Annotated in this window: 14 protein-coding genes; 9 read left to right on the top strand and 5 right to left on the bottom strand. The window is 37.7% G+C overall.

From position 1 onward, the window contains the following. From WBA23_RS01235 to WBA23_RS01225, 3 genes are all read left to right on the top strand, one after another. On the top strand, positions 1–551 hold a 551-nt coding region (locus tag WBA23_RS01235; protein ID WP_424580413.1), incomplete at its 5' end, for a hypothetical protein. 3 nt (positions 552–554) lie between these two features. Next, positions 555–1412 (top strand): hypothetical protein, encoded by an 858-nt coding sequence (locus WBA23_RS01230; protein WP_424580412.1) that lies wholly within the window; start codon positions 555–557, stop codon positions 1410–1412. 3 nt (positions 1413–1415) lie between these two features. Continuing rightward, complete coding sequence (locus WBA23_RS01225) at positions 1416–2003, top strand: hypothetical protein (protein ID WP_424580411.1); 588 nt, start codon at positions 1416–1418, stop codon at positions 2001–2003. A gap of 40 nt (positions 2004–2043) precedes the next feature. Here WBA23_RS01225 and WBA23_RS01220 read toward each other — a convergent pair whose 3' ends face one another. Continuing rightward, positions 2044–3204 carry a glycosyltransferase family 4 protein gene (locus WBA23_RS01220; RefSeq protein ID WP_424580410.1) on the bottom strand — a complete coding sequence of 387 codons (1161 nt, stop codon included), beginning with the start codon at positions 3202–3204 and terminating at the stop codon, positions 2044–2046. A 156-nt stretch (positions 3205–3360) separates the two neighbouring features. Between WBA23_RS01220 and WBA23_RS01215 the strand changes: the two genes are divergently transcribed. Genes WBA23_RS01215 through WBA23_RS01205 form a run of 3 tightly spaced genes read left to right on the top strand, consistent with a single transcriptional unit; the run spans position 3361 to position 7167 of the window. Continuing rightward, positions 3361–4857 carry a lipopolysaccharide biosynthesis protein gene (locus WBA23_RS01215; protein ID WP_424580409.1) on the top strand — a complete coding sequence of 499 codons (1497 nt, stop codon included), beginning with the start codon at positions 3361–3363 and terminating at the stop codon, positions 4855–4857. Then, on the top strand, positions 4854–5966 hold the full coding sequence (locus tag WBA23_RS01210) for a glycosyltransferase (RefSeq protein WP_424580408.1): 1113 nt from the start codon (positions 4854–4856) through the stop codon (positions 5964–5966). The genes WBA23_RS01215 and WBA23_RS01210 overlap by 4 nt, the downstream gene beginning before the upstream one ends. Before the next feature lie 40 nt (positions 5967–6006). Further along, positions 6007–7167, top strand: coding sequence for a glycosyltransferase family 4 protein (locus tag WBA23_RS01205; protein WP_424580407.1), 1161 nt, complete (start codon positions 6007–6009; stop codon positions 7165–7167). A 37-nt stretch (positions 7168–7204) separates the two neighbouring features. Here the strand turns inward: WBA23_RS01205 and WBA23_RS01200 are convergent, their stop codons facing one another. Then, positions 7205–8365 (bottom strand): glycosyltransferase family 4 protein, encoded by a 1161-nt coding sequence (locus WBA23_RS01200; protein ID WP_424580406.1) that lies wholly within the window; start codon positions 8363–8365, stop codon positions 7205–7207. 128 nt (positions 8366–8493) lie between these two features. Continuing rightward, on the bottom strand, positions 8494–9189 hold the full coding sequence (locus WBA23_RS01195) for a hypothetical protein (RefSeq protein ID WP_424580405.1): 696 nt from the start codon (positions 9187–9189) through the stop codon (positions 8494–8496). 849 nt (positions 9190–10038) lie between these two features. On the opposite strand from WBA23_RS01195, the gene WBA23_RS01190 reads away from it, so the two are divergent. Together WBA23_RS01190 and WBA23_RS01185 are read left to right on the top strand one after the other, a co-directional pair. Further along, positions 10039–10287 (top strand): hypothetical protein, encoded by a 249-nt coding sequence (locus WBA23_RS01190; RefSeq protein ID WP_424580404.1) that lies wholly within the window; start codon positions 10039–10041, stop codon positions 10285–10287. Between the two features lie 336 nt (positions 10288–10623). Next, positions 10624–11004, top strand: a complete 381-nt coding sequence (locus tag WBA23_RS01185; protein WP_424580403.1) for a response regulator — start codon at positions 10624–10626, stop codon at positions 11002–11004. A gap of 197 nt (positions 11005–11201) precedes the next feature. On the opposite strand, the gene WBA23_RS01180 is transcribed toward WBA23_RS01185, so the two are convergent. Then, a complete protein-coding gene (locus tag WBA23_RS01180) occupies positions 11202–11771 on the bottom strand; it encodes a hypothetical protein (RefSeq protein ID WP_424580402.1) in 570 nt (189 codons plus the stop codon). A gap of 423 nt (positions 11772–12194) precedes the next feature. Here WBA23_RS01180 and WBA23_RS01175 point away from each other — a divergent pair, with 423 nt between their 5' ends. Continuing rightward, a complete protein-coding gene (locus WBA23_RS01175; RefSeq protein WP_424580401.1) occupies positions 12195–12350 on the top strand; it encodes a hypothetical protein in 156 nt (51 codons plus the stop codon). 7 nt (positions 12351–12357) lie between these two features. Here WBA23_RS01175 and WBA23_RS01170 read toward each other — a convergent pair. After that, positions 12358–12544, bottom strand: a 187-nt coding sequence (locus WBA23_RS01170) for a Maf family protein (protein WP_424580400.1), incomplete at its 5' end; no start/stop codon positions are given.

Genomic DNA, 12544 nt, shown 5'->3' with positions numbered 1-12544 from the left:
ACGACAGTAGGTATTCTATACATAATGTTCCGACCCAGCCCTTAGCCCCATCGGTAAAAAAGAAGATGGAGGAAGTTATTACTGTGTGTAATGAGTCAGATGAAAGTTGGGGTTTTAAAGACCCGCGTACTTGCCTCACGTATCATTACTGGCAAGAGGTGCTTCCTGCTCATAAGATTATTGCCATCTATCGTAATCCGGCTCAGGTAGTAGGCCACGTATTTGCCGGATATCGTCGTCCAGACAAGAAGCTAGTCTATGGGGTTAAGTCTCTTTACGAATGGAAAACATACAACCAAATGCTATTGGATATTGTACGGTCTAGAGATTCAGCAGATGCACTACTGCTAAATTATGAGGACTTCATGAGTAGCCAACATGCAATAGAAAAACTATCGGTATTTACGGGCAAACCCATCAGTGACGCTCGTAAAAAGGATCACTTCAACTTTAAAAAGCAGCATCATCCTTTGCTCAGTTTTGATATCTTCTCAAAAAAGAAAGTCTCAAGCCTGTATAGCGAATTGGAAGATCAGAAAGAGAAAATGTAGTGTATGAAGCTATCAATAAGTAGTGATGATAACGTAATTCGGGGCTTAGAAAATTTCAAGAAACCCTCTTGGATTGTTCTTAGTGTCCTTTATGCTGCTTGTTGGTTTAGTATTTCACTGTACGCCCCAGTTGCTATTCGACTGGTTATGATGGGGTTATTATTGGCATTTGCTCTTCGGTCTTATATCCATTGTGTAGCAATTTTTTTGATGGTTTTGTTCATTCCGGCCTTTTCGGAGATGCTTTCAGACGTATCCAGAGGGCTAGATGTTAGCCGCATTTTATTTATTCCGTTTCTGGTTTATAGTCTTCTGCAAAAAAAAGTCAGAACCTTAAAAGGTGCCCCCTCTATTCTAATGCTGGTAGCGTTATCCCTAGTGATAGGGCAATTAGCGGCTAGCTTCCAGATACTATTTCGGGGTATGCCCGTTAATGCGGCAGAAGTGTCCCCTTCGAATAGCCTCATCAGTGTGCTTTCTCGAATTTACGATAACTTAGCTATCGTTGCCTTTTTGTACTTCTCGTTTACTCGTCTTACTGTCCCGCATCTTAAATGGCTATTTATGGTGCTTATGCTGTATGGTTTATTGTTTGCGGCTTCTATTTTAGAGTTTAACCTCCGGCACTACGAACTGTTGAGTAATCCTAGTTCTGATACGGTAATATGGCAGAACCCTTTCTTCGAGCATAAGAATTATTGGTCTATGATTCTGGTGTTCGTATTATTATTTGCTCTAATATTGCACGCAAATTCTAATAGCCACAAAACGTTACTAAGACTTTGTATTGCTGTTTCACTTCTGGCTATTGCTACCTCACTTTCTCGTCAGGCCTACGTATGGTCGGTTTTAGCTTTCTGATTGGTGGCAGTATACAACCGTAACTACAAAATTATTATGTATGGATTCTTAGTGGCGATAGCGATTGCTATACTACAACCTGAGTTTTTACTTAAAAGAATGGAGAGCATGCTGGCGGCTGATAGCAAAGAAGATTTTCAGGCTCTTAATAGAAAGGTATCGGATAAGGCGCTAAATCAAGTTGTCGATAATTTTACGTTAATACCTCAAATGTTCCGCAAAGACTGGGAATATAACTGGTCAGAAGGCTTTTGGAACGGCTATCTGCATCAAGTAGGCATACTAGGGGTAGCGTTTCTACTCTATATATACTTTTTAATTTACCGCCAATTTTATTCGCTGTACAAGGTAAGGGATAAGATGTTAAAGAATATTGGACTAATGGGGATGGTCTCTATTTTTTTAATGACAACCGCAAGTATGAACCGGCGTCTTACAAATTTTATGAACTATGCTGGCGAAATAACGGAGGTTGGAATGATGATAATGATGTTGATTTTATACGCATCAATACTATATTATGATCAACACATGCAAACGATTAACAGTGAGCAAGCATTACCAAAGTGGAAGGCGGAGCTACCTCACTAAATAACTTGTTAGAATCCCTGGGGAGCGCGTAGTACCTGTTTTAGCCCTGTTTACCTCGGTGGATCTCATTTTTATGGGTTACTGGCAGTGCCGACTTAATCTCGCTGCAAATAGTATCACCAATATAATCCCAGGAATACCGTTTGTGGGCAATTTGATATCCTTGCTCGCCAAAAGCCTGGCATTGCGAAGGAGATTGTAGTAACTGATCTAGTGCATTAGCTAAATCTTCAACATTATTCTCGACTAGCAACCCGTTAACTCCCGATTGAATAAAATCAGGGGTTGCTCCTAAGTTTAAGGCTACAACGGGCAGGCGGTACAACATTGCTTCAATGTATACAATACCGAATGGCTCGCGGACCGAGGGCATACAGAAAATGGAAGCTTGCTCAAAATACTTAGAGACTTCGCTTAAAGGCACTCTGCCTACTACCGTACAGTTGGAAAGAGTAACTTTGGGGCTACTGCCAACAATGGTTAATTGAGCATCTGGGTGCTTAGGTAAAATCCTTTGAAACGCTTCTACCAGCATTGGGCCACCCTTACGTTCCCACTCAATTCCCACGAAAAGAATTTCTTTGCGAGCATAGCGGGCTTCATCAGCAGGCGGGCTTGATACCTGAACATTGTAGCCAGCTCCTACACAAGCAATTTTGTTTTTAGGTAGTTGATAATCATCTACTAACGAGCGAGCGACCTGGCCTCCGAATACGAAGACTTTCGTAGCATTTTTATAAACAGTTTGTTCTAGCTTGATGTAGCCTGGAGATTTTTCGTACTTTTTGATTGATATATCAGGATAGTGATAATTTGCTAAAGCCGTATGATCGGTGTAAACAAAATGTGGGGTGCCTGGGCTACTACAGTCATGCATTGACTGGGTTTGAAAAGTAAAAGTATAATAACCAGGCATTACCTTTTTTTCAAGCACCTTTTTTATATGCTTAAAGAGAAATGTGGTGCAAAAAAACACTTTCTTAATATCATCTTTGTGCTTCTTACCGCTCAAAAAGTCTAAACCATACTCTTTTATCGTGAAAAAAATATTGATAATTAAGACAATAGGCTTTTTATTGAGGTAAGCTTCAAGGTCGAGTACTTCAATGGAATGACCCTTAAAATGCAGATTTAGTTGCCGAATTACTTTAGCATTAGCATTCGAGAACTTGCCTTTTTTAATAAACAGAATTCTATTCATGGCAAAGTTTAGTATACTTGCAAGTCAAATATATGCAAAACTACTATTAAGAAGGTATTCTTCCATTCTCCGTAAGGATTTTCAAAAAGCAGTGAATAGTAAAGTAATTAGTGTCTTTGATTGAGCCTATGCACTAGCTATGCATCCACTGATTGTATGAGTATAAAATCGAAAGCCAGAAACGCCCTCCCTTATTCTGTAGCTATATCAGTGGTTAATATTTTAGTAGCACTATTTGGTATTGTACTACTAGTACGTCATCTCGAAGCTAGTGAATACGGAATATATGCTTTACTGAATGCTCTGCCCGCTTTATTCAATATGCTGCTAGCCTTGGGATACGACCAATACCTAGCTCGCTACGTTCCCGGCATGACAAGTGAAGATACCGTAAGAGATACAGTTTGGAATATTGTTTTCCGGCGTTCAGTACTCATTGTTTTGTTCTCAATACTCATGGCGGTTGGGTTTAGCGGATACGCTCAATACTTTGGACTGGATGGTTACTTTCAGCATCTAAGCACCTATTTAGTTATTGTTGTATTCTACACGGCTCACGATCTGCTGAAAAAATCTTTATTGGCCAGGTTTTCGCAAAAAACTGTGCTGTTCAATAATATTATTCATGAGCTAGGCCGTATTACAGTAATTGTGTACGGAGTTTATATTGATGCTCAGTTATTGTTCTTTATACAAGGCTTAGTAGTAGTTCAAATACTTAGCTTCGGGGTGCTTAGCATTGTTTTTCTACGGCACTATGGGGTACCCCCCCTTATGAAGGTACTCCGACCAATCCGGGAAACGAAAGAAGAAAAGGATTATCGGTGGGGTAGTTACGTTGATAAGTTAGGAGGCTCTTTCTTAGGTACTGATATTGACCGTTACGTGCTAGCCTACTTTTCTACCAACATACAGGTAGCCGTGTATGCGATAGCAACTCGTATCTTATCTAAAGTAATGGATATTTATCCGAACCGGATGTTTTTATACTTGATTCAGCCGGTAATTTATTCTCGCTACGATGAGAATAAAGATAACTCTCAACTAAACGAGGCTTTCAGATTTCTCTGTAGTGCTAACAACGTTATTGGGTTTTTATTGGTAGCTGTATTTGCTCCTTTGGGCGAAGAGCTATTACTGCTGGTCTTCGATCAAGAATATGTGCTACAAGCGTACTGGCCCCTACTTATTTTTCTGGGCTTTTTGATGCTGGAAAATATGCCACTTACCATAGTAGCGAAGGCTATACAAAAACCTAAGATTCTTATCATTTCTAAAGCTGCCTTTATTTTCAATATTGCTGTCGGTATTCCTTTAGCGTACTACTACGGAGCAGCCGGAATGGCAGTAGCTACTGCTACTAGCGGAACCTTAAGAAATGGTATAATATATCTTCTTATTAATCGGCATATAACCCTACGGATACCTTGGCTAGCTACTCTAAAAAGTATTATAAATGCAGTGCTTACCATTCTAACGATTATGCTACTCAATCAAGTAATAATAGGATTGGTGCTGTTTAAGGCAATTTTCGGAGTAGGAGTATATGTTCTACTACTGAAGTATAATAGGGTATTTACAGCTCCGGAAATAAATCTTTTAGTTTCGCTAACGCCCGAAAAATTTAGAAAACTAGCTACCGCGTTGGTATGAGCAAAAGAAGTACGGTCACTCGGGTCGTTATTGTGGTAGATACCATGGTGGCGGGTGGAAAAGAGCGCCGTCTGCTCGAACTGCTGAAGGGATTAGAAAAGAATGAAATAGTTACAGTTTGCTTAATCATCTTATCTAATCTAGTTGAATATGAAGAATTGCACCATTTGTCTATTCAAACTATTTTTCTTCCCCGAAGAGGGAAAAAAGACTTCACAATATTTTATAAGCTATACTGCGCCATCAAAAAATTTGGTCCCGATATTATTCAGAGTTGGTCTTCAGTTGCTTCTGTATTTCTTTTACCTACTGTGCTATTAAGTAAAGCCAGGTTTATTAATGCGATTATCGCCGATGCCCCTTGGTCAGTTAAACCATTCAGCAGCCGATGGTGGCACATAAAGCTTTCTTTTCCGCTTTCCGATAGTATTATCAGCAATTCAAGAGCCGGGTTAAAAGCGTATGATGCGCCGCTTCAAAAGAGTTTCTGTATTCCCAATGGTATAGACCTTACTCGGTTTGAGGGCTTACCAAACACCACCGAGATGCGGCGCCATTTTAATATTACTACCAGATATGTAGTAGGTATGGTGGCTAGCTTCCGGGGGGCTAAAGATTATCCTACCTACTTAAAAGCTGCCCAATATGTATTAGAGAACCGGGATGATGTTACTTTTATGGCAATAGGAGATGGAAAAGACTTGGCTGAGCTATCTAAAATGTATAAAAATGAAGAAAAAATTATTTTTACCGGAAGAATCGCGGATATTGAAGCAGCAGTTAATATCTTTAGTGTTGGAGTACTTATAACCGACCACCAAGTACACGGAGAGGGGATTCCTAATTCAGTTATGGAATATATGGCGTTAAAAAAACCAGTGATTGCTACTGATGCAGGAGGTACCACTGAATTAGTCATTAACCAGGTAACCGGATTTGTTTGCCAGCAGCGCGATCCCCATCACTTAGAAGAAAAGATAATGTACCTACTTGATCACCCACAAGTAGCTCAGGCTATGGGAGACGCAGGAAGGAAGAGAATAGAAGAAGGCTTTACGCTTAATGCAATGACGTATGCTTATCTTAAACTGTATGACCAATCTTTGTAAATAATTAGTAACCAGGGTGACTATCATAAATGCTAACTGAATGAGTGTTCAGAAAATTTTATTTATTCATGCGGGTACCTTTTCTATGGTAAACACTGTGTTGAAGGATAAATTACAAGAGTCCTTTTCTAGTTATCAGGTGCATGATATTGAAATGAATGGCGTGCTGCGAAGGAACAAGGTCGTATTGTTCTTAAATATTTTTTACTTCATTAAAGAGTATGGAGCTGACTTTGTTTTAGGCCGAAGAGAAATTAAAGAAGCCAAGCGTTTTTTTTTGAGCACACTTTATATCTTCAATTTTTTTAAGAAGTATTTAGAGAAAAACATTGATGCAAGTGAGTATGTATTCTCTCTACAAACTCAGTCAATGTATGATTTTGAGCTGAACGGATTGCCTCATTTCATTTATACCGATCATACCAACTTATGTAATTTCTTTTATCCTACTTTGAGTTTGGCACCTACCCGTTTGGTTAAGTCCGATTTATATCATGCCCGAGAAACTGAGCTGTACCAGAACACGCGTAAAATTTTTGTGATGGGTAATCACACAAAACAGTCGTTGATCCATCAGTATAATATAGATGAAAAGAAAGTTGTTGAAGTAGGTTGTGGCGGTAATATCCCAATTCCAGCTACTGTTAATAACGCTAAATATCACACTAAATCTATACTTTTTGTGGGTGATCGTTGGGAGCTAAAAGGTGGGTGGGTGTTAATTGAAGCGTTTAAAATTGCTAGAAAACATCATCCTGAAGCTACTCTCAATATTGTTGGTTCTAAGCCGCCGGTGGCTAATGTTGAAGGTTGCTATGCGGTAGAGCGAGTACCGTTAGAAGTATTAAAAAGCTATTATGAGCAGGCTAGCATTTTTTGTATGCCTTCTATTGTAGAAACATTTGGTATTGTTTTCGTAGAAGCGATGTACTACCGTTTGCCTATTGTAACCAGTAATATTGGGTCCAACAGTTTCACCATACAAGATGGAGTGTCCGGTATTCTTACTGATGGAAGCGTGTATCAAATTAGTAAGGCTTTAATTTCGCTACTTGGCAGCGGGGAGAGGTGTCAGGCATACGGAAAAGCTGGCTACGAGTTAGCTTGTAAAAAGTATACCTGGGATGTTATACTGGATCAAATGAGTTCGGAAATAGCTAGTGAGATTGGTACTAGCCAAACAGTGGGGGACAAACTGTAGTAAATAGCAATAGCACTATTACATCCTTAATTTTACCTCAAGCCTCAATTATCTCTTGATATACGTTTAGAATACGCTGCTTTATGTGCTGACTAGAAAAGTTGTTGATTGCTTTTAAGTGATTGGCCTCAGCAATTCGTTTGTAAAGTAGGGGGGATGTTATAATCTCATAAAGGAAAGTGGCAAATACCGCAGGGTCTTTACTATCGGAAAGAAAACCATTTATTTCGTGTTCTACTACGTCAGGTATGCCCGCGTTACGGCGAGACACTATTGGTAGACCGTACATCATGCCCTCCATAATAGATGTTGGTAGTCCTTCAGGGTAAAAGGTGGGAAACAGCATAATATCACAGGATTTAAAAAGGCGATCTTTCTCTTCACTGAGCACATATCCGTGAAAATGGATGTTTCGGTATTTTAGATCTTCCACATATTCTTTCACATTAGCAAGTTCGCTACCTTCACCAGCAATGTGCAAATGGATAGTACAGTCAGGCACCTTTTTCTTCACTTGTTCAAAAGCATCTATAGCAATATACATCCCTTTACCCTTAACTATTCGGGCAATAAATAATAAGTGGATTTCGTCGGGTTGGTAAATATTTAGTTTTTTAGAAAGACTGAGTGACTGAGGAGGAGTTGCTGCTGTGGTATTAATCCAGAACCGAGAAGAAGGGGCTACCCCCAAACTGGCCAACTTATCTTTAAATATGGAACTTAATACTACATAATTAGCGGCTTTCATAAATGTATGTTGGAATAAAAATCTGTACAACCTATTGGTGCGTACGCTCTCTTCAAAATTATCTTCCCAGCCGTGAAATAGCACAACTACTTTCTTTTTAAATAGTAAGCAGATTCCACAAAAGATAGTGTCTCTCAAGAACGACTTTCTGTTGAACGAAGGGTTAATATGTACCAGCTCATAGGAGTTGGTAAGAACTTTCAACATAAATCGGAGGTAGTTGAAAGCTATTCTAAACGCCTTGGTTGCTTTTCCCTCACTGCGTGCTTTATTGATCTCAAAATATTCTACTCTAAAGGGGCCGTGGTGCAACCTCAACGTGTTAAAATAACCAGCGACGCCACATATATTGGTAAGGTCAGGGGTGAGAATTAAGATAACACGTTCTTTCTCAACCTCTAATGCTTGAAGAGTGGGCGTGATTGTAGTTGGAGAAGAAATAGAGTTCATAGGTTAGGGGCAAGGTTTAGTGTTTTTACAGCTATAGCTAGTAGTATATCCGCTCGGTCAACTGCAAATAGTGCTTATTTTAAGTGCTAGCCATAACGAAGGTCAATTTTCAAGTATCATATGTTATTTTATTTATGAGAGGTGTATACCATGATATTTTTCATTCTGAAATCTAAATGTTGCTTTGGTGAATCTTCTAAGCCAAAATCAGATAGCCAATGAAAATATATAAAATGATCGTCAGCCATTTGTTGCAGTTTATTAACGTGAGCTGTCCATTCTGGTAATGGGAGAGTACAGTAAATATGACTTACCCCTTTCGATAGAAGCTTTTGATAAAGCTCCAGTAAACTATCTGATTGTAAATGATCTACACTGTTCGTATTCACATACCCTACAAACTTTGCTTCACTTTGTAGTAGATAGTTAAGTAATAATTTACTAATAGCAGCTTCTTTATCACCAATAATGACAAACCGAAGCATATTATCAGTAACATTAAGGGCATAATAGTACAGCTTATGTAATAGTGCGAAAACAGCGATACGAGAAATATAAAAGAGAAGAATAAGTCGTACAAGTGGCGAAACGTATCCAAGCTTCTGACCGATCGTGCAAATAACAATCGTAAAAGTAAGGTGGCCAATACCAGCTAAACCGGTACTGCTAATAATTTTAGGAAATTTTATGCTACTCGGTTGGTACTGATTAGTGAGTAGCAGTAATATCCACCAACCTAATATGATAATAACTAATAAGTAATTGGGAATGACAGCAGTATGGATAAAGAAACTTCCAATGAGCAAAACAGCATCAATGCCCATTGTAAATAACAGGAAGGTACGTGAGTGTTGAGAACTGAAAAATAACGTACTATGCATGTAGCTATGGCTAAGTCTAAAGTAGTGTTTAGGGACCTAGTTGTATATTTCCCGCAACCTTATTAATCTCAGCAAAATACAACGTATACTTCAACTCTAAGTGGTTTCGTATACTACATTCAATACTACAGAAATAGTCTAAGCTACGCTATAGGGTGTAAAGAGTGCGTGTACAGAAAATCTATCTTCTTAAAAGTCGCGAAAAAGCAACAATAGCGACGGGTACAATAAATACAATTGAAAACCTTTGCTTCTCCTTCTCAAATATAACCAACAAATTGTACTATCATAAACAAATTGCAAATAATTGATCTGTTTAATTCTGTCTTCGACCACAAATAATGGCCGACATCAGTGCTCTCAAATAAATATACTCCCCTCATGTATTAAGTAAATAAAATTGCTTGTAGATGATATCTTCAATGTAAATAAGAGTTTCTGTTTAGTACTGCTTATCTTAAACGAATTTGCGCGTCTAATTTACCATTTTTGCTAAGTACTGAATGTTGCTAAATCAACCCAATTGATTTTATGTAAAGCGGCAAAATTAGCAAAGCCTGCAATTGTCTTACCTGAGTATATTGATTGCCCGACTCAGCAATATTTCTTTACAAAATCACGCTTGTAGCTGGAAGAATATAGAAGCTTTCTATCAGTTTTCTAAAAGAGGGAGTGTCACGCTAATACTAATTGAGTTTGTTCTTACCTATGTAAGGTATTCAGAGAGTGAATACCCGCTTGACGGTATAATCTCGCTAAATTAGCAAGATTAGACTCTTTAACTGAAGGATCATGTTAAACCTGAGCGATTTTGATGAATTGTCATTTTATGATAAAGCCCAGTACTTATGGGATTACGGGACTTATGTAGCAGATCGTACCTACAGTCAGTTCCGAATTACCCTATATCATATTGACGACTTTTTTGTAGAGGTGATGTACAACCGAATTGGTAATAAGGTTATTAGTATTGCTAGTTATGAACACCGGAGTATTCTAAACAAATACGTAGAAGAAGTATCACTATCTGATCTATTTTGATCGCTTCTACTAGTAATACAGTCTGGCACTGAGTTATAGCGACTAAAGGTAGCTATTAAATACCGGCAAAAGCTTACACTAGCTATTAAAAGAAATTTTATCTCTAAAGTGAAAAGAAGGCAACAACTAGTCAAGAAATACTTATAAAAATTATGTATAAAATATTAATTATTGGTTCTGAAATAACAGGTTCTTCCGTTAAACATAGAAGTAATTTCTTAAACAGTAAGAAGTATTACGTACAACTTAGCATGCAGAAATTATGATAATTTTAAAAGGAAAAAATATTAATTAATATTGATTTTTAGTAGTCACTACCGTTATTAACTATCTCATATGGTTCGAGTTTTACTAATTGATGATGATGAAATTAACAACTTTACTGTAGAAGCAGTATTAGGAAAAGTAGATTTTATTCAAAGCTACGAAATTAAAGAAAGTGGTTGGGAGGCATTAGATTACCTTAGAGAATGCGAAAAGGAAGACCACTTCCCTGATTTAATCTTAGTAGATATTAACATGCCTGAGATGGATGGTCACGAATTTATAGAGCGCTACGAAGCAACCTTCTGGGATAATCATCCTACTACAAAAATCAGCATGCTTAGTAGTTCAATAAGCGAATCTGATCGGAAAAAGTCCATGGCTTATTCATCCGTATCTGAGTATGCTTTTAAGCCACTTACTAAAGAAAAGCTGGCTACTATTATTACGTAGATAACTTATACAATTAGTAATATCTTAAGATGATCTATCTATGAGATTACACTAAGTAGCAATTGACTGCTTAAACTAATTATGGGTTTAGTAATAAAGAATTATCCGTAAAAATTAAAAATAGCGCATTAATAGTAAATTATATTACTATATGTCATTTTGTCAATGCTAAGTTTAAAGGAAGTTTTGTTATCTTATTAAATTTGATTTTCTAAAATCTGGCAGCACTCTCTCTTTATTTGACGAATTTTTTCAACGCTCCAACTATGGTGTAGCTTTTCTATAACTAACCAATGCTTAATAAAGTGGTGGCAATAACGCCGAGTAAAATTGCCAATTTGCATAGGGGTAATTTCAATATCCGATTGAATAGAGGAGGTTTTAATTTGAGTGGCACTAAACGGTGAGTAAAATTCATCTTGATACTTTAGAAAACAGGCTGTTGAAGGCAGTGCAGGAAGTTTGTACCTTTCTAACAAGCACTTAATCAGAGAGTTACCTTCATAACTTTCTGTGAAAGTACAAAGCACTAATTTCATATCGGTAATAAAGTTTTCTTTAGCTAATGCTACTAGTAAAGCTGTTTTTGAGCAACAGCTTCCACCTTCTTGGGATGTCTGCAACAAATCATGAGATGCACACTCTTTAGCATCAGGTAGCTGCTTTATATAACGTATAGCAGAATAAAAATCAGTAGCATTTTTACTCTTTAGAATCTGAGAAATAGCTGATTCAACAACAAGTTTGAAGTTAGGTGGTCGCTTCATAGCACAATAAAACAGAGTTTGATTGTTTGTTAGATGCATAACTACTTGTAAAGGTTGCAAATCTATACGCAAAGTACTAACTAATGTTAGGTACAATGTAATGCAAAGTAGCTGGTTAGAGCAGAAGATCAAAATTTTTTAAGGTTTCTTTTAGTGAATGGCATTTAACCTTTGAATTAAAGCACTAAAACAACAGTTAAGGCAACACTGATATATTGGCAAAAATTTTTAAGATTCAAGGCCGGGCAAAAATATTATGTCTGGTATGATTTTTTCTTGTAACCTATTTTATAACCGACCTTTTAAGGAAGAGCTGCATGAGCTGATAGTTGATGACCTTATACTACCAGCTGGCTTGTGTATTATTTATTGTAGGCAAGCTGAGTACACCTCTAACCTTACTAAAACTAAACACTATACACTATGAAGGCTATTAAACTATCAGATTATACTTCCCAAGTGAAGTTAACAGCAAATGCTAGTTACCATGATGGGTGGGTAAAGTCGCTGGCGAATTTTGAGAAACGCCTGCAAGACCCGAACTTCAAAAGAAGACGACCGCAATTATCTGGTCATTAGTATATTGTCAAAATACTTTTTCCAGCTCTTGATAAAGACGATGAGTTGGTAGGCCTACTACATTGAAGTAGGAGCCCATAATGCGATTGATACCAATCATGCCGATCCACTCTTGAATAGCGTAACTTCCAGCTTTATCGAGAGGTTGGTATTTTTCAATGTAGAACGATATTTCTTCATCAGTAAGAGGGGCG

Origin of the sequence: Tunicatimonas sp., from assembly GCF_049647865.1 — a bacterium.
Classification (GTDB): domain Bacteria; phylum Bacteroidota; class Bacteroidia; order Cytophagales; family Cyclobacteriaceae; genus Tunicatimonas.
This window is presented reverse-complemented; position numbering and strand designations above follow the sequence as displayed.

Coding starts and splice junctions, on each gene's coding strand:
- WBA23_RS01200 (WP_424580406.1), bottom strand. CDS start 8,365: ATGAACTCTATTTCTTCTCCAACTACAATCACGCCCACTCTTCAAGCA.
- WBA23_RS01195 (WP_424580405.1), bottom strand. CDS start 9,189: ATGGGCATTGATGCTGTTTTGCTCATTGGAAGTTTCTTTATCCATACT.
- WBA23_RS01205 (WP_424580407.1), top strand. CDS start 6,007: ATGAGTGTTCAGAAAATTTTATTTATTCATGCGGGTACCTTTTCTATG.
- WBA23_RS01180 (WP_424580402.1), bottom strand. CDS start 11,771: ATGAAGCGACCACCTAACTTCAAACTTGTTGTTGAATCAGCTATTTCT.
- WBA23_RS01210 (WP_424580408.1), top strand. CDS start 4,854: ATGAGCAAAAGAAGTACGGTCACTCGGGTCGTTATTGTGGTAGATACC.
- WBA23_RS01175 (WP_424580401.1), top strand. CDS start 12,195: ATGAAGGCTATTAAACTATCAGATTATACTTCCCAAGTGAAGTTAACA.
- WBA23_RS01185 (WP_424580403.1), top strand. CDS start 10,624: ATGGTTCGAGTTTTACTAATTGATGATGATGAAATTAACAACTTTACT.
- WBA23_RS01190 (WP_424580404.1), top strand. CDS start 10,039: ATGTTAAACCTGAGCGATTTTGATGAATTGTCATTTTATGATAAAGCC.
- WBA23_RS01230 (WP_424580412.1), top strand. CDS start 555: ATGAAGCTATCAATAAGTAGTGATGATAACGTAATTCGGGGCTTAGAA.
- WBA23_RS01220 (WP_424580410.1), bottom strand. CDS start 3,204: ATGAATAGAATTCTGTTTATTAAAAAAGGCAAGTTCTCGAATGCTAAT.
- WBA23_RS01215 (WP_424580409.1), top strand. CDS start 3,361: ATGAGTATAAAATCGAAAGCCAGAAACGCCCTCCCTTATTCTGTAGCT.